Here is a 26,428-nt window from a genome sequence, read left to right as displayed (position 1 = left end):
CATGACCCGCCACCTTGACATCGACCTGCTGCGCACCTTTGTCGCCATTGCCGAGACCCATACGCTGGGCCGTGCGGGAGGGCGCGTCGGCCGCACGCAGGCCGCCGTCAGCATGCAGGTCAAGAAGCTGGAAGCCATGCTGAACCAGCCGCTGCTCAACCGCACCGGTCGCGGCGTGCAACTCACGCTGCACGGCGAACGCCTGCTGGCCCATGCCCGCACCATCCTGCGCCACCACGACGCCGCGGTGGCCGACATCTCCGGCGCCGGCCTCTCCGGCACGCTGCGCTTCGGCTGCCCGGACGACTACGCCACCGCCTTCCTGCCGCACATCCTGCGCAGCTTCGCCGGCCGCCATCCGCAGGTCTTCGTGGAAGTGCTGTGCGCGCCCACGCCGCGGCTGCGCGAACGGCTCAAGCGCCACGAACTGGACTTGGCGCTGGTCTCCACCGCACCGGACGACCCCACGCCCGTGGTGCGCCGCGAGCCGCTGGTGTGGGTGGGCAAGCATGACGACGACGCCGTGCTGCGCGAACCGCTGCAACTCGCACTGTCCGACCCCGACACACTGGACCACCGCGCCGCCTGCGAAGGCCTGGACGCCACCGGCCGCACCTACCGCGTCGCCTACGCCAGCGGCAGCATCTCCGGCCTGCTGGCCGTGGTCCGCTCAGGCCAGGCGATCGCGGTGCTCACGCAGGCCGCGGTCCCACCGGACCTGCAGGTCCTGCCCATCGGCAAACTCCTGCCCCGCCTGCCCGACGTCGGCCTGGCCGTCGCTTTCGATTTGCGAAGACCACCGTCGCTGGCGGTGGAGTTTGCGGAGCACTTGCAGCGGCAGTTGCCGGCGTTGTAGGTGGCCCCGTCCACCCGAAAGAGCTTGTTGACGGGATGGCGTTGTCTGCTCCAGTGGTTCACGGGAATTGCTGCGAAGTTTTGGCGTACCCGGCCGTCCGATGAAAGACCGACTTGCCGTCCAGACCATGTCCATCACCTATTCCCGTCAGCAAATCATTGATGTGCTCTGCACGCTCGAAGAATTGGTCGTGTCGCTAGACCGGCTTGGCAGCGCTACCAATGAGCTGACGAGCGAGCAGCTGAATGCGGAGACTTTCCGCTTCCTCGATGAGCACGATGTGTTTAGGAAATGTGCAAGGGCAAGGCGCATCCTCTCCGAGGCGTTTGACGATCAGGCCGGATCAATCGGGCAAGAGGAACTGGGTGGCGCTCTTCAAAACGTTCGGCCATGGAAATGCTAGGCATGCGGCGGTCATCGCCCAGTAGCCTATGCGGCTCTCAGACCGCAAGAGAGACGGCGCGTGCCGGAAAGGCTTTCAGCACCTTTTTGTCCATCGTCACCAACTTGGCATCCAGGCGTTCAGCCAGCGCAACGAATTCGCAGTCGTAGGCAGAGCATTCGCTGTTCCGCACCAGTGCCATGACTTCCCGCGAATGCACGTCGAATTCGAATCCCTGCATCAGGGATTCAGCCTCGACCTGAAGGCTGCAGGCTTGTTCGAAACTCAGCATCTTGCGGCGCATGTAGCCGGCCAGGATGTTCCGGAACTCGCTGCGCCACAGGGGCGGTGCAGCCCATTCGGGCTCACGCTCCAGCAAGGCTTCGGCCGCAGCGGTGAACTCCCCCGGCAGGTACAGGTAGGCCAGTACATTGCTGTCGACCACGATCACTTGCGACCCGCCTGCTTGGCTGCATCAATGTCCTTCGCGGAGAACTGCACCGGTGGCAGGCCGGCTCTGAGTTCGCGAGCGCGTGCCAGGCGATCACTCGGCGCCACACGGCCAGCCATCAGCACCGACTCTAGGCACACGATGGCCTCGCTGTTCAGGCTTCGGCGGTGCAGTTCGGCGGCAGCCTTCAGCCGCTGGTACACGGCATACGGGATGTTTTTTAGAGTCAAGGAAGTGGGCATGGTGAAGCCTGCTTTGCAACCAAAACGGTTGCATTTTGGATCACCAAGGCGCCGCTGGCAATTTGACGCTCAAGAAGCCTCCGGCTCATGACAAGCCAGCCCGATCTTGTTCCCCTCCGGATCGCGCAAATAGGCGCCGTAGTAATCCGGGTGGTAGTGCGGCCGAAGGGCAGGTTCGCCTTCACAGGTGCCGCCGCTCGCCAGGCCGATGGCATGCACTTGGCGCACCACTTCGCGGCTGGGCGCGAGGAAAGCCACCATCTGACCGTTGCCGGGGGCGTGAGTGCCTTCGTGTGGCGTGGCGATCACGAACAGTGGACGGGGTTGGCCGGGCACCTGCCAGCCGGCCCAGGGGCGTGAGGTATCGACGAAGCGTTGCTGCAGCCCGAGCGAGGCCAGCAGCGGCTGGTAGAAGGCGAGGGCGCGGTCGAAGTCCTGCACGCCGGTGAAGTGGTGTGAAAACATGGGGTCATCTTGCCAGCGGCGGGGCGGCAACAATGCGGCTTCTGCCAACGCCTGCGAAGAGACCGTCGACATGCTTCACCAATCACTGCTCCTGCTGCACCTGCTGGCGGCCATGGCCTGGATGGGCGGCATGTTCTTCGCCTACTTCTGCCTGCGTCCGGCGGCGGCCGAGGTGCTGGAGCCGCCGCGGCGGCTGCCGCTGTGGGTGGCGACCTTCTCGCGCTTCCTGCCATTCATGGCGGTGGCCGTGCTGCTGCTGCTCGGCTCCGGGCTGGCCATGCTGCTGCCGGTGGGTTTTCATGCGGCGCCACCGGGCTGGCACGCCATGTTCACGCTGGGCCTGGTGATGGCGGCGGTGTTTGCCTACCTGTACCTGCTGCTGTTCCCCAGGCTGCGTGCGTTCTGTGATGCCTCGGCCTGGCCGGCGGCGGCGCAGGTGCTGAACCGCATCCGCCAGCTGGTGGCGTTGAACCTCACGTTGGGCGTGCTGGTGGTGGTGGCTGCGGTGTCGGCGCGCTGACACGGTTGCCGCAGCCTTGCGGTCGTGCGGCAGCGCGCGTTCCGGGGCTGGCGGGCTGAGGCAGGCACGTCGACTTCGCGGCCGGGCCTCCTCGCCGTTGCTTGAACCGGCGGCCTCACCAGGGACTGGCGCTCAGCCGGCAAGCTCGGTCACCGATGCCGGGCGGCTGCAGGTCACGCAATACGCCGACATCATCTGGGGGGTTTCGCGCTCCACCGCATCCCAGGACACGACAAATCGGCTCGGCGTGGGCCTGTCCGAACCGGCGCCGTGAGCGCCATCCATCGGCTCGTCTTCCTCCGTGAGGCAGCTCGGGCAGCGAAACTTGTAACCTCGTTCGGACACGGTGGGAAGATCGCGCGGAGACATCGGGGTTGGGACAGCGGAGACGGAAGACCGAATTTGCCTGCGCAAGTTTGCCGCCGGCGCCTCTCGTTGCCCAAAGCCGAGGCCTCTTATCTGTGTAGGCGCAGTCCTACTTACGTCGCGACACATTTGACGGCCGCGCGACACCGCATGCTCGGAGGGTCTTGCTGCCGCCACCGCGATGCGGACGAGACTTGGCGGAATGGCGACCGCTGGCCGACGCCCGCGAGCTGAAGGGCCTCAAAGCTTGTACGTCGACAGCAGGATGCTGGTCTCGGTGCTGGCAATGCCTTCGATCGATCGGATTTCGGTCAGCACGCTGTCGAACATCTCCAGCGTGTCGGTGCGCAGTTCGGCCATCAGGTCCCAGCGGCCGTTGGTGGTATGCAGCGCCACCACGTTGGGGTGGCCGCGCAGCTGGCGCCGCACGGCTTCGGCATGGTGGCCTTCGATGGCGATGCTCATGATGGCGCGGATGCGGTGCGCCTCGGCTTCGGGCCGCAGCCGGACGGTGTAGCCGACGATGGTGCCGTCGGCCTCCAGCCGGGCGATGCGGTTCTGCACCGTGGCGCGCGCCACGCGCAGCTTCTTGGCCAGGGCCACCACCGGCAGGCGCGCGTTGTCGCGCAGCAACGCGATCAGTTGGCGGTCGGTGTCATCCATGGGCAGAAGGCCGGGCCTGATCTGCCCGTTTTGGAGTGAAACACCGTGCCGAATGTACGGTTGGCCGCGCATTGTGCGCAACCCGTCGCGAGGCCCTGTATCCGAAGCCAGGGCCCGGCTCCGCTCCGCCAGCGCGTGCGGCAAACCTCACAGGAAGCATTGCATTCGGCCATGCCTGCAACGCCGCGTTGGAGTACCCTGTGGGCTTCAGCAAGCTGCGAAAGGAGGTGATATGTCTTCATTCTCTTGGTCCGAGAGGGATCTCCCTACGTGATGTAGCCAGGTCCCAACCGACCCGCGGGCGCTGCCTCCAAGTGAGCCAGCGCCCGTGCTTTTTTCAGAATTGCTGTGCCTCAATCGCGAGATCCCAGGGCGCTTGTTCGCCGGCAAAGCGGGCTGCCAGGAAGTCCACCAGCAGGCGCAGCGCCAGCGGCTGGTGCTGGCGCGACAGATAGATGGCATGGATGCCGAGCAGGCCGGGCTCGTGGCCACGCAGCAGGCGCACCAGGCGGCCGGTGCGCAGGTCATCGCCCAGGTAGTAGGTCGGCAGCATGCCGATGCCGGCACCGCTGAGCACGGCCCGCCGCAGCACCGCCGTCTCGTTGGTATGAAAACTCCAGCTGACCGGCACCGTGATCGTCTCATCGCCCCGGGTGAAGCGGTACTGTTTGCCAATGCCGAAGGCATGCGCGATGCAGCGATGCTGGCGCAGGTCTTCTGCGCTGTGCGGCTCGCCGTGCAGCGCCAGATAGGCCGGCGAGGCGCACAGCATCGAGCGGCACTGCGCCAGCGGCCGCGTGATCATCGCCGGGTCCAGCGTGTTGGTGATGCGCACCGCCAGGTCGACCCGCTCCCCCACCAGGTCGCTGGCCTTGTCGCTGACCGACAGCACGATCTCCACCTGCGCGTACTGGCGCTGAAAGTCGACCAGCGCGGCGGTGAGCTCGGCCTCGGCAAAGGAGCTGGAACTGGTGACGCGCAGCACCCCCGCCGGTTCGCGGCCGCGCTCGGCGGCGATGTGCGTGGCCTCGTCCGCCAACTCCAGCAATTGCCGGCACGAGGGCAGGGCGGCGGCCCCGGCATCGGTCAGGCTGACCTTGCGCGTGGTCCTGTGCAGCAGGCGGGCGCCCAGCCAGTCCTCGGCGGCCGAGAGGTAGCGGCTGACCATGGCCGCCGACATCTCCAGATGCTCTGCCGTCTGGGTCAGGCTGCCGCGGTCGGCCACTTCGACGAACACGCGCGCGGCGGTCAAACGATCCATTGCGTCGATCCAGGCAACAAACTATCAATTGATATGGGCTTTATCAACCATATCGCAAAAACTAAAGTTCGTTCCATTCCTCGCTTCCCCCACGGAGATCGCACCATGTTCCTGCCCCGCTTTTCCCACGGACTCAGCCGTTTTTTCCTGCCCGCGCTGACGCTGGGCGTTGTTGCCGCCGCTGCCACAGGTGCCGCTGCTGAAACTGCCGCGCCGCTGGCCGTGAAGGTCTACAACGCCGACGGCAACAGCTTCAACGTGAACGCCGTGGTGGTCAGCGGCAAGACGGAGGCGCTGGTGATCGACAGCGGCTTCACCCGCGCCGATGCGCTGCGCGTGGCCGCCAATGTGCTGGACAGCGGCAAGACGCTCAAGACCATCTTCATCAGCAATGCCGACCCGGATTTCTACTTCGGCGCCGAAGTGCTGAAGGCCTATTTCCCGCAGGCCCAGGTGCTGACCACCCCGGCTGTGCGCGACAAGATCCAGGCCAAGCTGGCCGGCAAGCTGGCCTTCTGGTCGCCCAAGATGGGTGCCAACGCGCCGCAGAAGCCCATCGTGCCCGAGCTGCTGCAGGGCACCACCTTGAGCGTTGACGGCGAGACCGTCGAAGTGCGCGGCACCACCGGCGAGCTGGCGCATCGGCCCTACGTGTGGATTCCGTCGATCAAGACCATTGCCGGCAACATCGCCATCTTCGGCAACCTCCATGTGTGGACGGCCGACACGCAAAAGGCCAGCGAGCGCAAAGCCTGGTTCGCCCAGTTGGACGAAATCGAGGCACTGAAGCCCACCACCGTCGTGCCCGGCCACATGGCCGCCGGCACCGCCCTGGACGCCAGCGCGATCCGCTACACCCGCGACTACCTGCAGCGCTTCGACGCGGAAGCCGCCAAGGCCAAGACCGCGGCCGAACTGATCGACGCCATGAAGAAGGCCTACCCACAGGCCGGTATGGGCTTGGCGCTGGACATCGGCGCCAAGGTCAACAAGGGCGAGATGCAGTGGTGAGCCCCATGACCGCCACCCTGCATTACTTCTACGACCCGCTGTGCGGCTGGTGCTACGGCGCCGCGCCGCTGGTGAAAGCGGCCCGCGACGTCATCGATGTGAAGGCGCACGGTGGCGGCATGATGACCGGCGCGCGCCGCCAGCCTGTGACCCCGCAGCTGCGCGGCTTCGTGATGCCGCATGACGCCAGGATTGCGCAGTTGAGCCGGCAGCCCTTCGGCGACGCCTATGCCAACGGCCTGCTGCGCGACACCACGGCGGTGTTCGATTCCGAGCCACCCACCGCCGCCATCCTCGCCGCCGAGGCCCTGGCCGGCCGCGGTCTGGACCTGCTCGCCGCGCTGCAGGTTGCGCACTATGTGGACGGGCGCCGCATTGCGGACCGCGCGGTGCTGATCGAGCTGGCCGGTGCCATCGGCCTGCCGCCCGCACCGTTCGCCGACGCGCTGGACCGGCAAACCGGCGCCGCGGTGCAAGCCCATTTCGAAGAGACCCGCAGCCTGATGGCCCAGGTCGGCGCGCAAGGCTTTCCCAGCTTCGTGCTGGAGATCGGCGGTGTGATGACCCGCGTGGATGCCTCGCGCCATATGGGCCGGCCGCAGGAGTTCCAGGACTGGCTGCGCGAGCAGACGCCGCAGACCGACATCTCCGCAGACCGCCGCTTCGCCTGCGACGCCGACGGCTGCGCCCTCTGACCCCGGAGCGTCCATGAAAACGAACCTGCAAATCGTGGCCGACCACTATGCTGCTTCGGCCCGCCAGGACATCGCCGGCATGATGGCCGACGTGTCGCCCGATGTCGCCTGGACCGAGATGGCCGGCTTCCCCTGCGCCGGCACCTGGATCGGCCCCGACCAGGTCGTCGCCCAGGTGTTCACCGTGCTCGGCAGCGCGTGGGAGGGCTACCGCTTCGAGCTGGAGAAGCTCATCGATGGCGGCGAGCAGGTGGTGGGCGTTGGCACCTATTCAGGCACCTACCGCAAGACCGGCAAGCCGATGCAGGCCCGCGCCACCCATGTGTGGCGCCTGGCCAGCGGCAAGATCGTCGGCTTCGAGCAGTTCACCGACACCTTGCTGGTCGCGCAGGCCATGCAGGACTGAGCGCCTTTTGCCATCAGCAGGAAACAAGCGCCTGGACCTCATTCTCTTGGTCCGAGAGGGACCTGCCTACGTGATGTAGCCAGGTCCTCAACCGACCCGCGGGCGCTGCCTCCATGTGAGCCAGCGCCCGTGCTTTTTGGGCTGGCGTCAGGGACCTGCCTGCGCCCGGCCAAACTAGGCGCCGTTCCTCGCCTGCCACGCGCCAGCCAAGCCCGTGCACCGCCATGCTGAGCCCCGCGCCCGCTGCGCTTGGCACGCCCTGGCAACGCTGGTCTACCGCCCCATCAGCCCGGCTTGCCTTGTCGACACCGACGCCAGGCACTTGCGCGAGGGCTTTACTCGGCTCTGTGACCATAATCACCGCCCCTTCAGAGCCGAATTTTGCCTGCGTGGATGTAGGCCACAGAATAAGGACTCCGCATGCTCCAACTTAGATGCGCGATGGCGTTGTGTGCTGCCATGGCACTCGTTTCCTGCGCCGTTCCGCCCAACCGCCCAGCAAGCGCGCCTATTGACAACATCGTGAAGAACGATGCGGCAGCGCATGGCATTCCCGCGCAAGCTGTGGTCGTTTTGCAAGACGGTGAAACTGTCTACCGCCAATACTTGGGAACAACGGCCATCAATGATGGGTTTCCTGTCAATGAGGAAACTGTCTTCCCTGTGTTTTCAGCGGCCAAGCTCTTCGCTGCGACATTGCTGTTGCAACTGGTAGATGATGGGCGGGTGCTTCTTGATGCGCCCGCATCGCGCTACGTGGCTGACTTGCCACCCTCTTGGCGTGCGATCACGGTAGAGCAGTTCCTCGACCATGTTTCCGGCATCCCCGAATACTTCGATGCTGGAAATCTAGAAAAGCCATTTCCATCTTCCTTGCATGCCGTATTTGAACGTCTGTCCGATGAGCCATTCGTTGACCGTCCCGGTACAAAAACGCGCTACACGAGTACTAATTTCTTGGTCATTGAGGCAATCCTTGAGTCTGTTACTGGAAGAGGCTATCGCGACCTGGTAAATGACCGCATCATTGTCCCGCTCGGTTTGAAGAACACATGGCTCGGTCTGGATGGTGTGCCGCGCGATCGGCTCGTAGCCGACTATCACGGTGAGAACGACAGGGTTGTGCCCGACATCCCGATTGCCTGGCCTGCCTACAGTGTGGCGCACGGCAATATTTACAGCACGGCCAGCGACATGGCGACGTTTCTTGCCGCCGTGACCGAAGGTAGATTTGTCTCGCGTGACACTTTGGTTCGGCGCTGGAAGCCTTATTCATTCCCCAATGGTGCAGTTGGATACTTTGCATCCGGTTGGGAGTACGGTAAAAGCGGTGTGTGGAATGAGGTTGGACACGACGGCGGCGCCAAGGTGCGCGCACGTATCTTGTTCAAAGAAAATCTCAGTGACAGTTATGTGATTGTCTATCTGACCAATGGCAGTCGAGACAACGTGTGGTCGCGGACGCTACTCGATTCAGTTCAAGGGTTGGTTCTACCCCAATAAGGCGCCGATGAGGCGGGCGGCTGGGGAGGTCTATGCCTTCTGAAAACGAGCCGCCGAGACCCTGGCCGGCCGCGGGCTGGACCTGCTCGCCGCGCTGCAGGTCGCGCACTATGTCGAAGGTCGCCGCATTGCGGACCGCGCAGTGCTGATCGAGGTGGCCGCTGCCATCGGCCTGCCGCCCGCTGCGTTCGCCGACGCGCTGGACCTGCAAACCGGCGCCGCGGTGCAAGCCCATTTTGAAGAGACCCGCAGCCTGATGGCCAAGGTCGGCGCACAGGGCTTCCCCAGCTTCGTGCTGGACATCGGCGGTGTGATGACCAGCGTAGACGCCTCGCGTCATCTGGGGCGCCCGCAAGCGTTCCATGACTGGCTGCGCGAGCAAACGCCGCCGACCGCCATTTCCGCCGGCCATCGCTTCGGCTGCGACGCCGACGGCTGCGCCCTCTGACCCCGGAGCGTCCATGAAAGCGAACCTGCAAATCGTTGCCGACCACTATGCTGCTTCGGCCCGCCAGGACATCGCCGGCATGATGGCCGACGTGTCGCCCGATGTCGCCTGGACCGAGATGGCTGGCTTCCCCTGCGCCGGCACCTGGATCGGCCCCGACCAGGTCGTCGCCCAGGTGTTCGCCGTGCTCGGCAGCGCATGGGAGGGCTACCGCTTCGAGCTGGAGAAACTCATCGATGGCGGCGAGCAGGTGGTGGGCGTTGGCACCTATTCGGGCACCTACCGCAAGACCGGCAAGCCGATGCAGGCCCGCGCCACCCACGTGTGGCGCATGGCCGGCGGCAAGATCGTCGGCTTCGAGCAGTTCACCGACACCTTGCTGGTCGCGAGGGCCATGCGGGATTGAGCGCCATTTGCCCATCAGGCAGGAAGAAAACGCCTGCACGTGGTACCGCGCAAACCGGTCATCGATCAACTGCACCTCGCCCTGGTCCTCCGGCCGTACTGATCACGCGGCTGGCGGCTTGCGCCGTGAGCGGCAGAGTCAGGTCAGGTGTTGCGACATCGCTGGCTGCCGCGTCCAGCACAGCACCCTGAATGTCGCAATGCAAGAGCTGACCCCTGCCATTGCGAATGCACAGCGCGGGCGACCTGAGGTCGGCTAACATATTTCGATGGCGGAACAGACCCCCGGCAAAGAAGGTGCCCCAAGCATCAATGTTTTTTTTGGACAGCGCGGCGCGCCAATGTCCGAATTGCCGCTTGACGTGGTGTTGGTCGTCCCATCGAGCGACAACTGGAACGACTTTGGACATCAAACCCGGGTAGACCTGATCTTCAATCTTGTGCCTGCAATGACACCGATTGAGATTGGTGGCTTTATCGGTTTCGTTGGATCTGACAAGAAACGCAGCGGGCGCGATCTACTACAAGAGCTTGTGGCGGGAGAGCGGGCCACGATCCAAGCAAATGCAAGCGAGCTCCAGTTCTTCACGATGCTGCCAGACTTGGCGCACTATCGGCGCCTCGTTCAGTTGGTCGGACCTGATAGCGCGAAGCGCGCACTGCTTGCCATAAATGACTTGGTTGCGATCAATCAATTTCAGCCGTCTGCCGAGATCTTTGGGCTGGCAACAAAAACCAAGGTGTTCTCGCTTTCCTTCATGAGAAATGCAGACACCTATTTCGCGTTCAAGAACGCGGGTCCGATTCTTCGGGGGCTTGCAAGTGAACAAGTCGGAATCGTATCCAACTCACTTGCCATTAGCTTCCAACTGCCCGGGCGGGCTTCCGAGCACGACCTTTTATTTGACTTCGATCTTGATGACGACATTCCGAAACGTATTGCGGTCATCATCGGCAAGAACGGGGTTGGCAAGAGCCAGACCTTGGGGCGCATCGCGCGGGCCGCTCTCGACGGGTCAGCCGCGCTGACCAATGGTGCTGACGGTGGAAGGCCCGAGATCAATCGCATACTCGCCTTTGCGCCAACTAACGAGTCGGAGTCGGTCTTTCCCACCGAGAAAAGGCAGAGACCGAAGATTTGGTATCGCCGCTATTCGCTGAACCGTACGAGTCGGGCAGGGCGCAATGATCACGTGTCGGATCTGATTTCACAGCTTGCAAGATCGAGTGAAAGCGTCGCCAACGAGAGCCGCTGGAGAATATTCAGTCAAGCAGTTCGTGCAATATATGAATATGAGCAGATACATTTGGTCGGCACACGGGCTGATGAGCCCTTCGTCCCGGTGCGAAGCCTTGCCGCCGGTGGCGAGCAGGAACTGCTAGAGAGGTTTGCGGCCATTGATACCAAGAAGGAACCTGCCCGTGTCGTGGCCGGCAAGGGCTATCCACTCAGTAGTGGAGAGATCTCTTTCCTCAAGTTTGCAGCTCAAGCCAGCCTACACATTGAAAACGGTTCATTGCTACTCCTCGACGAACCTGAGACGCATCTACACCCCAATTTCATCGCGCGGTTTGCATCGTTGCTGGACCATCTTCTTGAGTTGACCGGCTCGATCGCCATCATCGCGACGCACTCCGCTTACTTCGTCCGCGAAGTTTTCCAAGAGCAAGTCACGGTCTTGACAGTTGATGAAGACCAGGTCGTGCAGGCCTTGCATCCGAGGCTTAAAACATTCGGTGCAGACGTTGGGGCGATCTCATACTTTGTTTTCGGGGAGGATCAGCCGTCCCGTATGGCGAAGCTTTTGAGGGCTAAACTGATCGCTAAGGACTGGACTTGGCATCAGCTATATGAGCGATACAAGGACGAACTGTCGCTGGAGATGCTCAACTCGTTACGGGCAGAGGTGGAAGACGGAGCGTCCGATTGAAAAAGCTTGACGTTCCGACTACCGATGATGAGTCTGCATTCATTGGCCTCGTCAACAATACGCGACTGAAAAGCTTTCCTCATCTGAAAGACCTCGTAGTACCAGTGAGAGCGGCATACAAAGCGTACAAAGATTCATTTGACTCCCCGATTTTTGTATTTCGGCCACCGACGAATGATCAGGCGGCATATCTGCTTGGACATTTCAATTCGCCCCCGAAGGACATTGGCTTTATTAAGGCAATGCGCAAAGTCTCGGACTCGCGCGAATGTTCGATGTGTGGCTCTTTGCATAGCGGGACCCTTGACCATTATCTTTCCAAGAATACATTTCCCCAGTTTGCGGTGTTTTCAAAAAACCTCGTCCCTGCTTGCAAGTGCAACAGCAAACGCGGGGAGAAGCTCCATGGAGATCAACCGGGCGAACGAATCCTTCATCCGTACTACGACGAATGTATGAACGAGCGAATTGTTCGCGCTCAGTTTGATGATCTTGGTGCAGTTCCGAGAGTGTCGCTAGAACTCACCATTCCTCGGACGCACGTCCAATACGCTGCAATCTCATTTCACGTGCGCGAGATCATTCAGAAATCAGCCATCAAAGGATACCTTGCGGATCGCTGGAGTAACCTGTTTCGGAAGCCTAGCCTAGCGGTACGAGCATTCGAGAAAAACTTTGTCACGGAGGCTGATGTACAACGGGCGCTCTCGGCTGAATTGGCCAAGCTGGACGACTCGCACGGAGGGAAAAACAATTGGAACTCGGTGTTCGTTCGTGGGCTCCTTGAGCCCCCAACCCTCGCTTGGCTCACTAGCCGTCTTTCGAATACGGTAAGGCCAGCCGATGCGCCGCTTGGGTAAAGATGGCAGCTTTCAGAAGCTAGGAAAGCGCGAGACCTATACTGCGCTCGCTATGAAGCCATAATCCCAGGTCGACGAGACGGAAGCCGAGCAACGAACAGCAGATGGGGGTGTGTTGCGATAGCAATTATTTGCCGCGCGCTCGAGGCCAGCACCCGCTGCTATTCGGTACTTCCCCGCGGTTCGGCATGGCAGCCCTGATCCTCGTCACAGCCTCTGGGGCGTGAGTATCGATCTTGCCTGGATCTTCACTTAACAACGCTCCGACCACCACCCCGGCAACAACGCCTGCACCTCCCGCCGCGCGAACCGGTCATCAATCAAATGCACCACGCCTTGGTCTTCCGGCGTGCGGATCACGCGGCCTGCTGCTTGCACCACCTTCTGCAGGCCGGGGTAGAGGTAGGCGTAGTCGTAGCCGGCGCCGAAGAGGGTTTGCAGGCGGTGGCGGAGTTGTTCGTTCACCGGGTTGACCTGGGGCAGGCCGAGGGTGGCGACGAAGGCGCCGATGAGGCGGCGGCCGGGGAGGTCGATGCCTTCCGAGAATGAACCACCCAGCACGGCGAAGCCGATGCCTTGGCCGGCTTCGGTGAAGCGGGCGAGGAAGTCGTGTTGCGCGGCTTCGCTCATCTGGCGGGTCTGCCGCCACAGCGGCAATGCGGGCTGCTGTTCGGCCAGAAGTTCGGCCACCTGCTGCAGGTAGTCGTAGCTGCTGAAGAAGGCCAGGTAGTTGCCGGGGCGCTCGGCGCATTGCTTGGCGATGAGCGAGGCGATGGGCTGCAGCGAGGACTGGCGGTGCGGGTAGCGGGTGGAGATGTGGCGGGCGACCTGGACCTGCAGCTGCGAGGCTTCGAACGGGGCTTCGACGTCGATGAAGCGGTGGTCTTCCGGCAGGCCCAGCAGGTCGCCGTAGTAGCGGGCGGGTTGCAGCGTGGCGGAGAAGAGGGTGCTGCAGTGGGCCGCGGCGAAGCGCGGGGCCAGGAAGGGGGCGGGCAGCAGGTTGCGCAGGCACAGCAGGCTGGCCGGGCCGCCGCGCGGTGCTCCTTGCTGCCGGGTCAGATCGAACAGCGAATGGCTGTCCATGCTTTCGGCCAGGCGGGTGAAGTGCAGGGCTTCGAAGTAGAAGGCTTGCAGCGCGGCGTCGGACTCGGCGGCGTGTTCGGCGAAGTGGTCGTTCAGCACGCTGGTGGCCTGCTGCAGCGCGTCCAGCAGCGGATGGGGTGGTGTGGCCAGGCAGCGGTAGTCCTCGGCCTCGGGTGTGTCCAGCGCGGCCCAGCAGCGGCGCAGTTTGTCCAGTGCGCGCTTCAGTGGCGGGCGGGCCTTGGCGGCGGGCGCGCGGCGGGCCTGGGCCAGCGTGAGCGGCTGCAGCTCGGCGGTGTACATCTTGCGGCCGCGCTCGACCAGGTTGTGCGCTTCGTCCACCAGCAGCGCCACGCGCCACTGGTTGGCCTGGGTGAGGTGGTGCAGCAGCGCGCTGCTGTCGAAGTAGTAGTTGTAGTCACCCACCACCACGTCCGCCCAGCGCGCCAGCTCCTGGCTCAGGTAGTAGGGGCAGACGGCGTGCTGCTGCGCGACGCTGCGCACGCGGGCCTGGTCCAGCAGGCCAGCCTCGGCGACGGCTGCTGTGCGAGCCGCGGGCAGCCGGTCGTAGAAGCCCTTGGCCAACGGGCAGGCTTCGCCGTGGCAGGCCTGGCCGGGGTGCTCGCAGACCTTGTCGCGGGCGACCAGTTCCAGCACGCGCAGAGGGGGTGATTCCGGCGCCTCCTTTGTTGGCGACAGTGCGCGAAGCGCCTGCAGCGCGAGCGCGCGGCCGGAGGTCTTGGCGGCCAGAAAAAACACCTTGTCCAGCTGCTGCGTGGGCGCGGCCTTCAGCAGCGGGAACAGCGTGGCCAGCGTCTTGCCAATGCCGGTGGGCGCCTGCGCCAGCAGGCAGCCGCTGGCGGCAGCCGTCTGGTAGACGGCCTTGGCGAGGGGGCGCTGGCCGCGCCGGAAGTCGCTGAACGGGAAGCTGAGGCTTTGCAGCGCAGCGTCCCGCGCGGCGCGGTGGGCCAGCTGGGCCTGGGCCCACAGCAGGAAGCGCTGGCAGTGCAGCTCGAAGTGCTGGCGCAGCTCGGCGGCGCTGCAGCGCTGCAGCAGCACGGTTTCCTGCTGGCTGCCAATGTGCAGGTAGACGAGGGCCAGCTCCAGCTCGGCCAGGCCTTGCTGCGCGCACAGCAGCCAGCCGTAGAACTTGAGCTGCGCCCAGTGCAGCTGGCGGTGCGAATCGGGCTGCAGTTCGAGCCGGGTCTTGTGGGTCTTGATCTCTTCGAGGCGCTGGCGGCGGGCGTCGAAGCCATCGGCCCGGCCGCGCACCTGCAGCGTCACGCCGGCCTGCTCGAACTGGCCGCTCAGGCTGACTTCGGCTTCGTAGCCTTCGCCGCGCCGGCCGGCCACCAGCGCGTGGCCGGCAATGCCTTCTGCCGCGGTGGGCGCGGGCGTGAAGCGCAGGTCCAGGTCGCCTTGCTTGGCCGTGAATTCACACAGCTCGCGCACGGCGACGGTGTAGATCATGGCGATGAGCCTGCAGCGGCTTGGTCGCCGGCTTCGCCCAGCGTGGCCTGTGGCGCTTCGAGTTCGTCGGCCCGCAGCGGCGTGGCCTTGGCCAGGGCCAGCCAGACCGGGAAGGGCAGCGTGCAGCCCATGTGGCGGGCCGGGCGCAGCAGCTCGAAGCGGCCTTCCTTCAGGCTGCCGTGCAGCACCCACACGCCAAATTCGCTGGGGATCTCGTTGGGCTTGGCCACCCCTGCCGGGAAGACGTAGTAGCACTCGCAGCACAGCCACTGGTAGGCCTGGCGCTTGGCCTCGTGGCGCAGGTCGGACAGCAGGTCCGCGCGGCTGAACTTGATCTCGTGCACCATCGGCTGCAGGTAGGCCTCGACCGAGGTGTTGCGCACTGAGAACAGGTCCGGCCTGGCCATGCGCCAGGTGTTTTTCGCGGCCTTCTGCAGCGCTTCTTCGTCGGCCCACAGCGGCAGCGGCTCGGCGGCCAACAGCGGGGCGGGTGAGTCCCCGGTGTTCAGGGCTGCGGCAGGAGCCGGGGTTTCGATCTGGGCCCGCAGCGACAGCTCGCGCCAGACGATGCGGCCGCTGCCCAACAGGTGCTCGGCGAACTTCTGGGCCAGCCGGTCATGGCCACTGAGCGCGCGGGTGTTCTGCTGGCGCGACTCGGCCAGCAGCTGAATGCCGGCTTCGGTCAGCCGCAGCGCCTCGCGGCCATCGGCATTCACCTGCAGCGCCAGCAGACCGGCGGCCAGCAGGTCGATCTCGATGCCGTCTTTGCAGGGCCAGCCGGCCGAGCGCCAGACCTGCATCAGCCGCGTGCGGTGAACACGGGTCAGCGAGGTGTGCGGGCTCGGTGGAGCGGGCAGGATCAGCTGGGGCGGCGGCGGCATGGCCAAGGCGGCAGAGGTCGGGTCCGGCATGGACACTGATTATAAATACAGTATCCGTCGCTCCGCGAGCGCTGTTTGAGCGGTGCGGGTCCGGAAGGCGGAAACCCCGCGTTGACAGCGTCGCGGGTCGGGGCGATGGTGCCACGATGTACCCAGCCCAACGCGAGCACATTGCCACTGTGATGCAGGTGGCCGACCTGGGGGTGCAGGCGCAGGCTGCGCTGCGCCACGAACAGGTCATCCGCGATTCCTGGCACCGCTGCGTGCACGAGCACCAACTGGACCCGACGCGCATGCAGGAGGCGGTGATCCTGCCGCAGGGCCAGCTGCGCGAGCACCAGGACCAGATGGAGGCGTTCATCCACATTGCACGCCGCGGGCTGGAGACGCTGTACCAGCAGGTGGCGGGTCTGGGCTATGTGGTGCTGCTGACGGACGCGCGTGGCGTGACGGTGGACTTCATCGGCGACCTGCAGATCGAACCCGGCCTGCGCAAGGCAGGGCTGTTCCTGGGCGCCGACTGGAGCGAGCAGCATGCCGGCACCTGCGGCGTGGGCACCTGCATCAGCACCGGCGAGGCGCTGACGGTGCACCTGGACGACCACTTCGACGCGACCCACATTCCGCTGACCTGCACCACCAGTCCGGTCTATGACGCGCGGGGCGAGCTGGCCGCGGTGCTGGACATCAGCGCGCTCAGCGCCGCCGGCCCCAAGGGCAGTCAGGGCCTGGCGCTGCAGTTGGTGAAGCTCTATGCACAGCAGATCGAGAGCGCGGCTTTCCTGCAGCGGCACCGGCACGACTGGGTGCTGCGCCTCTCGGCCGCGCCGCATTTCGTGGACGTGAACCCCGAGTACCTGCTGGCGCTGGACAGCGCGGGCCGCGTGGTGGGCCACAACCGGCGCGGGCAGCTGGCGCTGCAGGGCACGCGGCCCTTGGTCGGCCAGGCCTTCGATGCGCTGTTCGAGGCGCGCTTCGAGCAGATCGGCCGCTTCGTGATGGCCCAGCCTTCGGACCAGCGTGCGGTGATGCGCAGCGGTGGCCGCGAACTGCTGTTCCTGTCGGCCACGCCACCACCACCCAGGCCTGTGGCACCGCGCGGCCAGCCCGAGCGGCCGGTGCCGGCGCCGCTGGCCGCACTCTCCGCCGGGGACGCGGCGCTGGACCGGCAGATCGAGCGCGCCGCGCGGCTGGTCAACTCGCCGGTGAACCTGCTGATCACCGGCGAGACCGGCTCTGGCAAGGAGTATTTCGCCAAGGCCATGCACGCCAGCGGCGAGCGTCGGGCGCGGCCTTTCGTTGCGGTGAATTGCGCGGCCATTCCCGAAAGCCTGATCGAGAGCGAGCTGTTCGGCCACCTGCCGGGCAGCTTCAGTGGCGCGGCGCCCAGGGGCAAGCGCGGCCTCATTCCCGAGGCCGACGGCGGCACGCTGTTCCTCGATGAAATTGGCGACATGCCGCTGCCCTTGCAGGCGCGGCTGCTGCGCGTGCTGTCCGAGCGCGAGGTGCTGCCGGTGGGTGCCACGCGGCCGGTGCCGGTGAACATCCGCGTGATCGCCGCGACGCATGCGCCGCTGGAAACGCTGGTGCGCGCCGGCCGCTTCCGCGACGACCTTTACTACCGCCTCAACGGCGCCCACATCGCGTTGCCGCCGCTGCGCCAGCGCAGCGACCTGCAGTCCCTGCTCACGCGCTTCCTGCAGGGTCGCACGCTGCTGCCCGAGGTGCGGGCGCGGCTGCTCACCTACGCCTGGCCGGGCAACCTGCGCGAGCTGAAGAATGTGCTGGACTGCGCCGCCAGCGTGGCCGGCGACGGACCGATTTCGCTGCACGACCTGCCGGAGTTGGCCAGCGTTGCGCACGCGCCGCTGCGTGCTGTCGAAGCCGAGCTGCCGAACCGCAGCGACGACGCGCTGCTGCAGGAGTTGCGCGCCGCACAGTGGAACGTCAGCCTGGCTGCGCGCCGGCTCGGCGTGGCCCGCATGACGCTGTACCGCCGCATGAAACGCGCCGGCATCGTCGCGCCGAATCACCAAGGCTCAGCGTGACAGGTGTCACAGCACCCGGGTGTGACAGCTGCCGCGCTGTGACACCCGGTTGGGTCACCCATTTCCTTGCATGACAAGGACTTGCGCGTGCCGGCGCCTCGGCACGGCTCTTGAGTACGTCCTGGTTGATCGGCCCATCCCGAGGCCGATGACACAGGAGACAACTGATGACAGAGATCCATCCGACGGCTGCCGCGCAGCGTTGGCTTGCCGACTTCGAGGCTGCGCTGGGGGCAGGCAACATCGAGGCCGCCGTGGCGCTGTTCCAGCCTGAGGGCTACTGGCGCGACCTGGTGGCCTTCACCTGGAACATCCGCACGCAGGAAGGCCCGGCCGCGATCCGCGAGATGCTGCAGGCGCGGCTGGCCGACACGGCACCTTCCCACTTCGCCATCGACGGCGAAGCCACCGAGGCCGGCGGCGTGACAGAAGCGTGGTTCACCTTCGAAACTAAGGTGGCCCGCGGCCGCGGCCACCTGCGGCTGAAGGAAGGCAAGGCCTGGACGCTGCTGACCACCATGGTGGAGCTGAAGGGCTTCGAGGAGAAGAAGGGCACGCGCCGCATCAAGGGCGCGGAGCACGGCGTGCACGCGGGCCGCAAGAGCTGGCTGGAGCGGCGCCAGGAAGAAGAAGCGCGCCTGGGCTACGACGAGCAGCCGTACGTGGTGATCGTCGGCGGCGGGCAGGGCGGCATCATCCTCGCCGCGCGGCTGCGGCGCCTGGGCGTGCCGACCATCGTCGTCGAGAAAAACGAGAAGCCGGGCGACAGCTGGCGCAAGCGCTACAAGAGCCTGTGCCTGCATGACCCGGTCTGGTACGACCACCTGCCTTACCTGCCCTTCCCGGACGACTGGCCAGTGTTCGCGCCCAAGGACAAGGTGGGCGACTGGCTGGAGATGTATGCCAAGGTGATGGAGCTGAACTACTGGGGCAGCACCGTGGCCAAGAAGGCCAGCTTCGACGAGGCCAGCGGCGAGTGGACCGTGCTGGTCAACCGGGCCGGACAGGATGTGACGCTGCGGCCCAGGCAGCTCGTCTTCGCGCTGGGGGTTTCGGGTTATGCCAACGTGCCCAAGCTGCCTGGCGCCGATGGCTTCCAGGGCGAGCAGCACCACAGCAGCCGGCACCCCGGCCCCGAGGGCTACCAGGGCAAGAAGGTGGTGGTGCTGGGCAGCAACAACAGCGCGCATGACATCTGCGCCGCGATGGTGGAGCAGGGCGTGGACGTGACCATGGTCCAGCGCAGCAGCACGCACATCGCGCCTTCGGACTCGCTGATGGAGCTGGCGCTGGGCGGGCTGTACAGCGAGCAGGCCGTGAAGAATGGCATTGACCACCACACCGGCGACCTGATCTTTGCCAGCGTGCCCTACCAGATCATGCACACCTTCCACATCCCCGTGTACGAGGAGATGAAGCGGCGCAATGCCGAGCTCTACGGGCGGCTGGAACAGGCCGGCTTCATGCTGGACTTTGGCGACGACGGCTCGGGCCTGTTCATGAAGTACCTGCGCCGCGGCTCGGGCTACTACATCGATGTGGGCGCCAGCGAGCTGGTGGCCAATGGCAGCGTGAAGCTGAAGAGCCGCACGACCATCGAGCACATCAACGCCAAGAGCGTCACGTTGACCGACGGCACCGAACTGCCGGCCGACCTGATCGTCTACGCCACCGGCTATGGTTCGATGAACCAGTTCCTGGCCGACCTGGTGTCGCCCGAGGTGGCGAACAAGGTGGGCAAGGTCTGGGGCCTGGGCAGCGGCACGACCAAGGACCCCGGCCCCTGGGAAGGCGAGCTGCGCAACATGTGGAAACCCACGCAGCAGCCCAACCTGTGGATCCACGGCGGCAACCTGCACCAGAGCCGGCACTACTCGCAGTTCCTGTCGCTGCAGCTGAAGGCCCGCTACGAGGGGCTGGACACGCCGGTCCACGGGCTGGCGCCGGTGCACCACCTGCGCTGAACCGAAGCAGCGCACGGGCCGTTTCATGACGGCCGCAGCGCCGTGCCAGCCTGAAATCTGTCGGGCAGGCACGGCGTTCTTCATTGGACCGGATGGGGCTGTGCCCAGGCATGCTTCGGGCTGTCTGCTTCGAGCTGTGGCCCTGGCAATCAGCGCGCACCTACAAGGTTGCTGCGCATCGACTGACGCTGCCGCAATCTCCGAGATCAGATGCTGGCCCAAGCCGCATCGCCGCGTTCCTCGGCGCCTTTCATCTCCCTCACTGTCTGGTTCCTCATGATTGCTTTGCAAGCCTCCATGCCCTCTGAAATGTGGAAGCTGCGCTTCCTGGCGAGCTGGCGCGAGCTGGCCGATGGCATTGCCCACGACCCGCTGGCAGACCACCAGATCGACTCGCTGCACCTGCGCTTTGGCGCGTCCTCGCCGGACAGCGCCGCCAGCCGGCTGTATTTCGAGGCCAGCCAGCAGCGCCGGATCGCCGAGCTGTCGTGAACGGCCCGGCCGCCTGCTTGTGGCCACCGATTCAGGCGGTCTGGCAGGCCTGTCGCGGCACTTTCTCAAGGTCTGGGAAAATCGTCGGATTCCTTCCAACGAAAGATCCCGGACAAGATGGCTTTGGTTCAAACGCGACACCTCACCGGCCTGGCCCTTGAGTATGCACTTGGTGTTCACCTCTCGTACCCGGTCGGCTACCAGTTCGACTCAAAAGGCTTCAGCCTCTACATCGAGGACGAACGTGGCCAGCGCCAAGCCTGGGCCGCCGGCAAGGACAGGCAGATCCGCGCGCTTTGCAAGGAAGTCACGGCCTACCACCTGGCTGGCGAGTGGAATGCCAAGCATGCGCACAGCGATGTGAAGATCGAAGGCGCTCGCGATCAACAGACCGCGGAACTGCGCTGCGTTCTGCTGGCCGTCGGCGTGCAGTCCTTCGACACGCCTCGCGAGCTGCTGTAGCCGCCGCTGCGGTCTTCTCCCAGGCATCTTCTGCCGCCACGGCCCGCTGCCTGGACTCCGTGCCGGTTTGCCGAAGGTCGGCGGCGCGGGCTGGTGTAGCCTGTCGGGCTGCAACCGAAACCAGCCCGACGGCGCGCCGAGCCCCGGCAAGCGGGGCACTGGAGCCCGAATGAACTGCATTTCCTCGATGGCCACGCGGCAACTGCTGGCCGAGCTGGTGGCCGACTTTGCCCGGCAGGGCGGCGCGGCCGTCCAGGTCGAATCCGTCGGCGGCGTGGACGCCGCCAAGCGCGTGCGCGCCGGTGAGGCGTTTGACTTGGTCGTGCTGGCCTCGGACGTGATCGACAAGCTGGTCGCCGAGGGCCATCTGCTGGCCGGCAGCCGGATGGACCTGGTGTGCTCGGAGGTGGCGATTGCCGTGCCGGCGGGCGCGAGCAAGCCGGCCGTCGACACCGAAGCTGCGCTGAAGGCCGCCGTGCTGGCGGCGCCCGGCATCAGCTATTCGACCGGGCCCAGCGGCACCGCGCTGCTGCAGTTGTTCGAGCGCTGGGGCATCACCGGGCTGTTGCAAGACCGGCTGCTGCAGGCGCCGGCCGGCGTGCCCGTGGGATCGCTGGTGGCGCGCGGCGAAGTGGCGCTGGGCTTCCAGCAGCTCAGCGAACTGATCCACCTGCCTGGCATCGAGATCCTCGGGCTGATGCCGGCGCCGGTACAGATCATGACGGTGTTCTCCGGCGGCGTGGGCGCCAAGGCGGCCGATCCCGCAGCGGCGCGCGAAGCGCTGCGCTTCATGGGCAGCGCCGAGACCGCCGAAGCCAAGCGGCGGCAGGGCATGGCACCGGCCTGAAGACGCCAGGCGCTTGTGCTTGGCCATGCGCCATGGCGGAAGCTGACCTGCAGCCCACAGAAAGCGTCGGACACGGGTGGCGCCTTTCACAATCGAGGGCTGACGCCCGCCTGTTCGAAATGCCCAGCTTTCATCATGGATAAATCCTTGCTGCAGCAGCAGGTGCTGGAACGGCTCGCCGAAGACCTGCTGCAGGCCGAACAGGCAGCGCGGGCGGCCCATGAAACGGCGACCCACGAAGAAAACATCGCCGAAAACAAGTACGACACACTGGGGCTCGAAGCCGCCTACCTGGCCGCCGGCCAAGCCCGTCGCGCCGAAGCCATCCGCCAAGCGATGGTCAACTGGCGCCAATTCCGCGCACGCCCTTACGACGCCAGCAAAGGCATACAGCTCGGCGCGCTGGTCTGCCTCGTCGATGCCGACGACAAGCAGCAACAGCTCTTTCTCGGCCCGGATGGGGGCAGCATGAAGTTGGTCAACGGCGCTCAACTCGTTCAGGTCATCAGCAGCGAATCCCCGTTGGGCAGGGCCATGCTGGGCAAATGCGAAGGTGATGAGGTGTCGATACAGGTCGCGCCAATCCGGCAGAAGTTTGAGGTGCTGCGGGTTGACTGAGCTGCAAGCAAGTTCACGCCGAACGGCGTCGCCCATGCCGGATCGGCATAGCAGCTATCGGTACATTGCGCTTGCCCGCGCCGAAACGGGCCACAGAATCGCCGCAGCCAACGGGCTGGCTTTGCGGCGAGCGCGGGACACAAACCCTGGAGACATCATGATGAAGTTCAACCGCCGGCAAGCCGTGCTGGCCACCTTGGCGCTGGCCGCGGGCGCTTCGGCCCGCGCCGCAGACGCCTGGCCGAGCAAGCCCGTCCACCTGATCGTCGGCTACAGCGCCGGCGGCGCGGTGGACACGATTGCCCGCGCGCTGGCAGCGCAGCTGCAGCGTGAGCTGGGCCAGCCGGTGATCGTCGAGAACAAGCCCGGTGCCGGCACCAACCTGGCCATCAAGTCGCTGATCGACAGCCCGCCTGACGGCCAGGTGCTGATGCTGGCGGCGAATGCGCTGGCGGCCAATGTCACGCTGTTCCAGCCCGCACCCTATGCGCTGGACAAGGTGCAGGCGGTGTCGCTGGTCGGCCGTGTGCCGGTGGTGATCGCGGCCAATGCGCAAGGCGGCGTGGACTCGATCAAGACGCTGATCAGCCAGTCCAAGGCCAAGCCGGATTCCATCGACTACGGCTCTCCCGGCAACGGCTCGACGCCGCACCTGGCGATGGAACTCTTCGAGCGCGCTGCCGGCATCCGCCTCAGCCATGTGCCGTACAAAGGCGGCGCGCAGGCCATCACCGACGTGATCGGCGGCCACATCCAGACCGTGGCGCTGAATGCGCTGGAAGTACTGCCGCATGCCAAGGCTGGCAAGCTCAAGGTGCTGGCAGTGCTCAGCCCGCAACGCTCGGCCATCTTCCCGGACGTGCCGACGATTGCCGAGTCCGGCTTCCCCGGCTTCGAGGCCTCGGTCTGGTATGGCCTGGTCGCACCCGCGGGCCTGCCGGCAGCCGTTGCCACCAGGCTGCACCAGGCGGTGCAACACGCGCTGGCGCAGCCGGAGGTGCGGGACAGGCTGACCTCGGCCGGCGGCGACGTGGCGCCGGGCAGCACCACGATGTTCGCCGAGATGCTGAACAGCGAGCAGCAGCGCTACGGCAAGCTGATCCGCGAGGCGCACATCCAGCCGGAGTGAGCTACGGGCTTGTCCGGCACTCAGCGCGGCGCTGGTTCGTAGGGCCGGAAGAAATCGTCACCACGCCAGGCAGGCAAGGCCGGTACGCTGGCGGGCACCACGCCTTGGTAGCTACTCGCGCTGTTCGGGTCACCTTTGCCGTCGTACACCGCCATGGCGGGGTAGGAAAAAGCCGGGCGAAGGCGGGTGTTGGAAGCCAGCTTGGCGCCTGGCATTGCGCGGGCCACGACGGCTTGCGGTGCCACGCCGCGTTCGACCCAGTCCAGCAGCGGCGTCAGGAAGTCCACCGCGCTGGGGCCTTCGCCATTGCCGCAGTGGTACACGCCGGGCAGCAGGTACAGGCGGGTGAAGGCCTCGGCCTGCGCGATGCCCATCACACGCTGGACGGCGTTGAGGTAGGCGACCGTGTTCAGCGGCGAGATGTGCGGATCTGACCAGCCATGCCACAGGATCAGCTTGCCGCCGGCCTTGGCAAAGGCCGAGAGGTCGGGGTTGGTCGCGTCGAACAGCGGGTGCCGTGCGCGCAGGCGGTCGAAGGTGGCGCCGTCGAACGGCAGGTCGGCCAGGCGGAAGTCGGCCGGCGGGTCGGTCTCGAAGATCAGGTTGCGCAGCGCGTCCAGCGCGATGTGTTCGCTGAAGACGGGCTGGCTGGCGCTGGCCGGCACGAACACGCCGGCCCAGGCCAGCTCGGAGCCGGGCATGGGGCCTGCCACGGTCAGGCGCTCGCCAGTTTCGGGGTCGCGCGGGCCGTCGTACAGGCGGCGCACGGTGTCGAGCTCTGCGTCGCTCAGGCATTTCGCGCTGGCGGCCACGCCGGGTTCGCAGCGCAACGGGGCCAGGTCCACGTAGCAGGCGCGCGGGTTGGCGATCAGGCCGTCAGCCTGGCCGTCGAGCTTGTCGCATTGCGCGAGCACGGCCTGGTGCAACAGCGGCAGCTTGGTGGCCACGAGCACAGCCTTGCTGTCCGGGCCGGTGTTGCTGCGCGCCTGCCAGCCGTGGTACATGCTGTTCTGCACCTGGAAGTTCAGCGCGCCGGCACCGGCGATGATGCCGTCGAAATCTTCCGGATGGCGCTGGGCCTCGATCAAGGCTTCGCGGCCGCCGTCCGAGCAGCCGGTGAAATAGGACTTGGCGGCCGGCTTGCCGTAGAAGTTGCGGATCAACTGCTTGGCGGCCAGTGCGGTGAGGTGCACCGCGCGATGCGCGAAGTCGGCGCGCTGCTGCGGGTCGCGGCCAAAGTCGCCGCTCATGCCCTGGTGGCCCATGTCGGTCAAGGCGATGGCAAAGCCGCCCGCCTGCAGTGGCGGGCAGCCCTCGGCGGCGCCCACCTCCAGCGACGCGCGGCCACACAGCCCGTCGCAGCCGACCTGCAGGAACCGGCCGGTCCAGGTCTTCAGCGGCAGCGTCATCACGAAGCCGATGCTGGGCGCCAACTGGCCTTCCACCGCGCAGACGGGCGCGTCGCCGTTGGTGGTTTCCTTGGCGCTGACGACGCGGCTGCCGTCACCACCAATCGCACTCAGGTCCGCTTTCAACAGGCTGCTGCAAGCCTGCGCCGGCTTGACGGGCGAAGGCTTCGCGGCAGTGGCCGCCGAGGCCTGGATGGATACGAAGGCGAGGCAGCCGAACAGCAAGGCCGATGCGGTCCGCAGGCGGACAGGTAAGGGCAGTGTCATGGTGTGAGCGAGTAGTGGCCAGCGGTCGGTCAGGGCCGGCCATGATTGGTGCATCAACGGGACGTGTCAACCGTCAGGACGGGGGTGGCGCACCGTGGCACCACGCGTTCTGAACCTCGCTCCCGAACCTGCGAGACTGTGCGCCGGTCTGCAGGAACGGGTGAGTGATGGAACGAGTGGATTGCATCGTCGTCGGTGCCGGCGTGGTCGGGCTGGCGGTGGCCCGTGCGCTGGCCCTGCGTGGCTTTGAGACCGTGCTGCTGGAGCGCGAGCGCTGCATCGGCAGCGGCACCAGCTCGCGCAACAGCGAGGTCATCCACGCGGGCATCTACTACCCGACCGGCTCGCTCAAAGCCGAGCTGTGCGTGCGAGGCAAGCAGTTGCTGTACGACTACTGCGCCAGCCACGGCGTGGCGCACCGGCGCTGCGGCAAGCTGATCGTCGCGACATCGGCCGAGCAGCGCGACATCTTGGAGCGACTGCAGGCCACCGGCCATGCCAATGGCGTGAGCGAGCTGGCAATGGTCAGCGCCGCGCAGGCCCTGGCGGCCGAGCCGCAGCTGCAATGCGTGGCCGCGCTGGAGAGCAGCAGCACCGGCATCGTCGACAGCCACGGCTTGATGCTGGCGCTGCAGGGCGACTTCGAGGGGGCCGGCGGCATGCTCGCCTATGACGCGCCGGTGCTGGGCGGCGAATGCGGGGCCGATGGCATCACGCTGCAGGTGGGCGGCGAGCAGCCGATGGCGATCCACGCGGACCTGGTCGTCAACAGTGCTGGCCTGCACGCACAGGCGTTGGCCAGCGGCCTGGCCGGCTTCCCTGCGGAACAGGTGCCGCCGCTGTACCTGGCCAAGGGCAACTACTACAGCCTGGCTGGTCGCTCGCCGTTTTCGCGGCTGATCTACCCGGTGCCCGAGCCGGGCGGGTTGGGCGTGCACCTGACCATCGACCTCGGCGGCCAGGCCCGCTTCGGCCCCGACGTCGAATGGGTCGATGCGTTGGACTACCGGGTCGATCCGGCGCGCGCCGATGGGTTCTATGCGGCCATCCGGCGCTACTGGCCCGGCTTGCAGGACGGCACGTTGCTGCCGGGCTACGCCGGCATCCGCCCGAAGATCAGCCGGCCGGGCGAGGCCACGGCCGACTTTCTGATCCAGGGCGAGGCCGCGCATGGCGTGCGCGGGCTGGTCAACCTGTTCGGCATCGAGTCTCCGGGGTTGACGGCCTCGCTGGCGATTGCCGAGCGGGTGCTCGCGGCGCTGTAGCGCGCAGGCAAAAAAAAGCCCCGCGGTAGCG

General features: G+C 65.8%; 28 protein-coding genes. 19 read left to right on the top strand and 9 right to left on the bottom strand.

Annotated features, from left to right (window positions below; genetic code table 11):
- Position 1: 1 nt before the first annotated feature.
- Together ACAH41_RS12370 and ACAH41_RS12365 are read left to right on the top strand one after the other, a co-directional pair.
- The gene (locus ACAH41_RS12370) at positions 2–856 is read left to right on the top strand and encodes a LysR substrate-binding domain-containing protein (protein ID WP_325651121.1); all 855 of its coding nucleotides are present in this window, start codon (positions 2–4) and stop codon (positions 854–856) included.
- 100 nt (positions 857–956) lie between these two features.
- Positions 957–1,259: a hypothetical protein gene (locus tag ACAH41_RS12365; protein WP_370538312.1), complete on the top strand. Its 303-nt coding sequence runs from the start codon at positions 957–959 to the stop codon at positions 1,257–1,259.
- A 37-nt stretch (positions 1,260–1,296) separates the two neighbouring features.
- Here ACAH41_RS12365 and ACAH41_RS12360 read toward each other — a convergent pair whose 3' ends face one another.
- The 3 genes from ACAH41_RS12360 to ACAH41_RS12350 form a co-directional block, all read right to left on the bottom strand.
- A complete protein-coding gene (locus ACAH41_RS12360; protein WP_325651119.1) occupies positions 1,297–1,689 on the bottom strand; it encodes a type II toxin-antitoxin system VapC family toxin in 393 nt (130 codons plus the stop codon).
- Positions 1,686–1,931, bottom strand: a complete 246-nt coding sequence (locus tag ACAH41_RS12355) for a hypothetical protein (protein WP_325651118.1) — start codon at positions 1,929–1,931, stop codon at positions 1,686–1,688. The genes ACAH41_RS12360 and ACAH41_RS12355 overlap by 4 nt, the downstream gene beginning before the upstream one ends.
- Positions 1,932–2,000: 69 nt before the next feature.
- Positions 2,001–2,396, bottom strand: coding sequence for a VOC family protein (locus tag ACAH41_RS12350; protein ID WP_325651116.1), 396 nt, complete (start codon positions 2,394–2,396; stop codon positions 2,001–2,003).
- 70 nt (positions 2,397–2,466) lie between these two features.
- Between ACAH41_RS12350 and ACAH41_RS12345 the strand changes: the two genes are divergently transcribed.
- Positions 2,467–2,916: a CopD family protein gene (locus ACAH41_RS12345; protein WP_325651114.1), complete on the top strand. Its 450-nt coding sequence runs from the start codon at positions 2,467–2,469 to the stop codon at positions 2,914–2,916.
- 132 nt (positions 2,917–3,048) lie between these two features.
- Here ACAH41_RS12345 and ACAH41_RS12340 read toward each other — a convergent pair whose 3' ends face one another.
- The 3 genes from ACAH41_RS12340 to ACAH41_RS12330 all read right to left on the bottom strand — a co-directional run bounded on the left by ACAH41_RS12340 (position 3,049) and on the right by ACAH41_RS12330 (position 5,206).
- Positions 3,049–3,285, bottom strand: coding sequence for a hypothetical protein (locus tag ACAH41_RS12340; protein ID WP_370538311.1), 237 nt, complete (start codon positions 3,283–3,285; stop codon positions 3,049–3,051).
- Between the two features lie 237 nt (positions 3,286–3,522).
- Positions 3,523–3,945: an Lrp/AsnC family transcriptional regulator gene (locus ACAH41_RS12335; RefSeq protein WP_325651112.1), complete on the bottom strand. Its 423-nt coding sequence runs from the start codon at positions 3,943–3,945 to the stop codon at positions 3,523–3,525.
- Between the two features lie 337 nt (positions 3,946–4,282).
- Positions 4,283–5,206 (bottom strand): LysR family transcriptional regulator, encoded by a 924-nt coding sequence (locus ACAH41_RS12330; RefSeq protein WP_325651110.1) that lies wholly within the window; start codon positions 5,204–5,206, stop codon positions 4,283–4,285.
- Between the two features lie 105 nt (positions 5,207–5,311).
- On the opposite strand from ACAH41_RS12330, the gene ACAH41_RS12325 reads away from it, so the two are divergent.
- From ACAH41_RS12325 to ACAH41_RS12290, 8 genes are all read left to right on the top strand, one after another.
- Positions 5,312–6,217, top strand: a complete 906-nt coding sequence (locus ACAH41_RS12325; protein ID WP_325651108.1) for an MBL fold metallo-hydrolase — start codon at positions 5,312–5,314, stop codon at positions 6,215–6,217.
- Between the two features lie 5 nt (positions 6,218–6,222).
- Positions 6,223–6,912, top strand: a complete 690-nt coding sequence (locus tag ACAH41_RS12320) for a DsbA family protein (protein ID WP_325651106.1) — start codon at positions 6,223–6,225, stop codon at positions 6,910–6,912.
- 13 nt (positions 6,913–6,925) lie between these two features.
- Complete coding sequence (locus tag ACAH41_RS12315; protein WP_325651105.1) at positions 6,926–7,318, top strand: nuclear transport factor 2 family protein; 393 nt, start codon at positions 6,926–6,928, stop codon at positions 7,316–7,318.
- A 459-nt stretch (positions 7,319–7,777) separates the two neighbouring features.
- Positions 7,778–8,821 carry a serine hydrolase domain-containing protein gene (locus ACAH41_RS12310; RefSeq protein ID WP_325651103.1) on the top strand — a complete coding sequence of 348 codons (1,044 nt, stop codon included), beginning with the start codon at positions 7,778–7,780 and terminating at the stop codon, positions 8,819–8,821.
- Positions 8,822–8,963: 142 nt separating this feature from the next.
- Positions 8,964–9,269, top strand: coding sequence for a hypothetical protein (locus ACAH41_RS12305; RefSeq protein WP_325651101.1), 306 nt, complete (start codon positions 8,964–8,966; stop codon positions 9,267–9,269).
- Positions 9,270–9,282: 13 nt separating this feature from the next.
- Positions 9,283–9,675, top strand: a complete 393-nt coding sequence (locus ACAH41_RS12300; protein WP_325651099.1) for a nuclear transport factor 2 family protein — start codon at positions 9,283–9,285, stop codon at positions 9,673–9,675.
- Positions 9,676–9,943: 268 nt separating this feature from the next.
- A complete protein-coding gene (locus ACAH41_RS12295) occupies positions 9,944–11,605 on the top strand; it encodes an AAA family ATPase (protein WP_325651097.1) in 1,662 nt (553 codons plus the stop codon).
- Complete coding sequence (locus tag ACAH41_RS12290) at positions 11,602–12,465, top strand: hypothetical protein (protein WP_325651095.1); 864 nt, start codon at positions 11,602–11,604, stop codon at positions 12,463–12,465. Before ACAH41_RS12295 ends, ACAH41_RS12290 begins: the two co-directional genes overlap by 4 nt.
- Positions 12,466–12,717: 252 nt before the next feature.
- Here ACAH41_RS12290 and ACAH41_RS12285 read toward each other — a convergent pair whose 3' ends face one another.
- Both ACAH41_RS12285 and ACAH41_RS12280 read right to left on the bottom strand, forming a co-directional pair.
- Complete coding sequence (locus ACAH41_RS12285; protein WP_325651093.1) at positions 12,718–15,015, bottom strand: ATP-dependent DNA helicase; 2,298 nt, start codon at positions 15,013–15,015, stop codon at positions 12,718–12,720.
- Positions 15,012–15,815: a hypothetical protein gene (locus ACAH41_RS12280; RefSeq protein ID WP_325651396.1), complete on the bottom strand. Its 804-nt coding sequence runs from the start codon at positions 15,813–15,815 to the stop codon at positions 15,012–15,014. The genes ACAH41_RS12285 and ACAH41_RS12280 overlap by 4 nt, the downstream gene beginning before the upstream one ends.
- A gap of 227 nt (positions 15,816–16,042) precedes the next feature.
- On the opposite strand from ACAH41_RS12280, the gene ACAH41_RS12275 reads away from it, so the two are divergent.
- The 7 genes from ACAH41_RS12275 (at position 16,043) to ACAH41_RS12245 (ending at position 23,456) form a co-directional block, all read left to right on the top strand.
- Complete coding sequence (locus ACAH41_RS12275) at positions 16,043–17,944, top strand: sigma-54-dependent Fis family transcriptional regulator (protein ID WP_325651091.1); 1,902 nt, start codon at positions 16,043–16,045, stop codon at positions 17,942–17,944.
- A 167-nt stretch (positions 17,945–18,111) separates the two neighbouring features.
- Positions 18,112–19,908, top strand: coding sequence for an NAD(P)/FAD-dependent oxidoreductase (locus ACAH41_RS12270; protein ID WP_325651090.1), 1,797 nt, complete (start codon positions 18,112–18,114; stop codon positions 19,906–19,908).
- Positions 19,909–20,205: 297 nt separating this feature from the next.
- Positions 20,206–20,400: a hypothetical protein gene (locus ACAH41_RS12265; RefSeq protein WP_325651088.1), complete on the top strand. Its 195-nt coding sequence runs from the start codon at positions 20,206–20,208 to the stop codon at positions 20,398–20,400.
- A 117-nt stretch (positions 20,401–20,517) separates the two neighbouring features.
- Positions 20,518–20,862, top strand: coding sequence for a hypothetical protein (locus ACAH41_RS12260; RefSeq protein WP_325651087.1), 345 nt, complete (start codon positions 20,518–20,520; stop codon positions 20,860–20,862).
- 169 nt (positions 20,863–21,031) lie between these two features.
- Positions 21,032–21,709, top strand: a complete 678-nt coding sequence (locus ACAH41_RS12255; RefSeq protein WP_325651086.1) for a substrate-binding domain-containing protein — start codon at positions 21,032–21,034, stop codon at positions 21,707–21,709.
- Positions 21,710–21,844: 135 nt separating this feature from the next.
- Positions 21,845–22,327 carry a GreA/GreB family elongation factor gene (locus ACAH41_RS12250; RefSeq protein ID WP_325651084.1) on the top strand — a complete coding sequence of 161 codons (483 nt, stop codon included), beginning with the start codon at positions 21,845–21,847 and terminating at the stop codon, positions 22,325–22,327.
- A 157-nt stretch (positions 22,328–22,484) separates the two neighbouring features.
- Positions 22,485–23,456, top strand: coding sequence for a tripartite tricarboxylate transporter substrate binding protein (locus ACAH41_RS12245; protein ID WP_370538310.1), 972 nt, complete (start codon positions 22,485–22,487; stop codon positions 23,454–23,456).
- A gap of 20 nt (positions 23,457–23,476) precedes the next feature.
- On the opposite strand, the gene ACAH41_RS12240 is transcribed toward ACAH41_RS12245, so the two are convergent.
- Positions 23,477–25,132 (bottom strand): tannase/feruloyl esterase family alpha/beta hydrolase, encoded by a 1,656-nt coding sequence (locus tag ACAH41_RS12240; protein WP_325651080.1) that lies wholly within the window; start codon positions 25,130–25,132, stop codon positions 23,477–23,479.
- 167 nt (positions 25,133–25,299) lie between these two features.
- On the opposite strand from ACAH41_RS12240, the gene ACAH41_RS12235 reads away from it, so the two are divergent.
- Positions 25,300–26,397 (top strand): NAD(P)/FAD-dependent oxidoreductase, encoded by a 1,098-nt coding sequence (locus ACAH41_RS12235; RefSeq protein ID WP_325651078.1) that lies wholly within the window; start codon positions 25,300–25,302, stop codon positions 26,395–26,397.
- Positions 26,398–26,428: the final 31 nt, after the last annotated feature.

It is taken from the genome of Ideonella sp. (assembly GCF_041287625.1).
Taxonomy (GTDB): domain Bacteria; phylum Pseudomonadota; class Gammaproteobacteria; order Burkholderiales; family Burkholderiaceae_C; genus Ideonella.
Note: the sequence above shows the minus strand (reverse complement) of the source record. Positions and strands in the feature narration are given on the sequence as shown.

Excerpts from the sequence above, each read along its gene's own strand:
- ACAH41_RS12370 (WP_325651121.1), top strand. The coding sequence starts at position 2 with ATGACCCGCCACCTTGACATCGACCTGCTGCGCACCTTTGTCGCCATT.
- ACAH41_RS12365 (WP_370538312.1), top strand. The coding sequence starts at position 957 with ATGAAAGACCGACTTGCCGTCCAGACCATGTCCATCACCTATTCCCGT.
- ACAH41_RS12355 (WP_325651118.1), bottom strand. The coding sequence starts at position 1,931 with ATGCCCACTTCCTTGACTCTAAAAAACATCCCGTATGCCGTGTACCAG.
- ACAH41_RS12350 (WP_325651116.1), bottom strand. The coding sequence starts at position 2,396 with ATGTTTTCACACCACTTCACCGGCGTGCAGGACTTCGACCGCGCCCTC.
- ACAH41_RS12345 (WP_325651114.1), top strand. The coding sequence starts at position 2,467 with ATGCTTCACCAATCACTGCTCCTGCTGCACCTGCTGGCGGCCATGGCC.
- ACAH41_RS12340 (WP_370538311.1), bottom strand. The coding sequence starts at position 3,285 with ATGTCTCCGCGCGATCTTCCCACCGTGTCCGAACGAGGTTACAAGTTT.
- ACAH41_RS12335 (WP_325651112.1), bottom strand. The coding sequence starts at position 3,945 with ATGGATGACACCGACCGCCAACTGATCGCGTTGCTGCGCGACAACGCG.
- ACAH41_RS12330 (WP_325651110.1), bottom strand. The coding sequence starts at position 5,206 with ATGGATCGTTTGACCGCCGCGCGCGTGTTCGTCGAAGTGGCCGACCGC.
- ACAH41_RS12325 (WP_325651108.1), top strand. The coding sequence starts at position 5,312 with ATGTTCCTGCCCCGCTTTTCCCACGGACTCAGCCGTTTTTTCCTGCCC.
- ACAH41_RS12320 (WP_325651106.1), top strand. The coding sequence starts at position 6,223 with ATGACCGCCACCCTGCATTACTTCTACGACCCGCTGTGCGGCTGGTGC.
- ACAH41_RS12315 (WP_325651105.1), top strand. The coding sequence starts at position 6,926 with ATGAAAACGAACCTGCAAATCGTGGCCGACCACTATGCTGCTTCGGCC.
- ACAH41_RS12310 (WP_325651103.1), top strand. The coding sequence starts at position 7,778 with ATGGCACTCGTTTCCTGCGCCGTTCCGCCCAACCGCCCAGCAAGCGCG.
- ACAH41_RS12300 (WP_325651099.1), top strand. The coding sequence starts at position 9,283 with ATGAAAGCGAACCTGCAAATCGTTGCCGACCACTATGCTGCTTCGGCC.
- ACAH41_RS12295 (WP_325651097.1), top strand. The coding sequence starts at position 9,944 with ATGGCGGAACAGACCCCCGGCAAAGAAGGTGCCCCAAGCATCAATGTT.
- ACAH41_RS12285 (WP_325651093.1), bottom strand. The coding sequence starts at position 15,015 with ATGATCTACACCGTCGCCGTGCGCGAGCTGTGTGAATTCACGGCCAAG.
- ACAH41_RS12280 (WP_325651396.1), bottom strand. The coding sequence starts at position 15,815 with ATGCAGGTCTGGCGCTCGGCCGGCTGGCCCTGCAAAGACGGCATCGAG.
- ACAH41_RS12275 (WP_325651091.1), top strand. The coding sequence starts at position 16,043 with ATGTACCCAGCCCAACGCGAGCACATTGCCACTGTGATGCAGGTGGCC.
- ACAH41_RS12270 (WP_325651090.1), top strand. The coding sequence starts at position 18,112 with ATGACAGAGATCCATCCGACGGCTGCCGCGCAGCGTTGGCTTGCCGAC.
- ACAH41_RS12265 (WP_325651088.1), top strand. The coding sequence starts at position 20,206 with ATGCCCTCTGAAATGTGGAAGCTGCGCTTCCTGGCGAGCTGGCGCGAG.
- ACAH41_RS12260 (WP_325651087.1), top strand. The coding sequence starts at position 20,518 with ATGGCTTTGGTTCAAACGCGACACCTCACCGGCCTGGCCCTTGAGTAT.
- ACAH41_RS12255 (WP_325651086.1), top strand. The coding sequence starts at position 21,032 with ATGAACTGCATTTCCTCGATGGCCACGCGGCAACTGCTGGCCGAGCTG.
- ACAH41_RS12250 (WP_325651084.1), top strand. The coding sequence starts at position 21,845 with ATGGATAAATCCTTGCTGCAGCAGCAGGTGCTGGAACGGCTCGCCGAA.
- ACAH41_RS12245 (WP_370538310.1), top strand. The coding sequence starts at position 22,485 with ATGATGAAGTTCAACCGCCGGCAAGCCGTGCTGGCCACCTTGGCGCTG.
- ACAH41_RS12240 (WP_325651080.1), bottom strand. The coding sequence starts at position 25,132 with ATGACACTGCCCTTACCTGTCCGCCTGCGGACCGCATCGGCCTTGCTG.
- ACAH41_RS12235 (WP_325651078.1), top strand. The coding sequence starts at position 25,300 with ATGGAACGAGTGGATTGCATCGTCGTCGGTGCCGGCGTGGTCGGGCTG.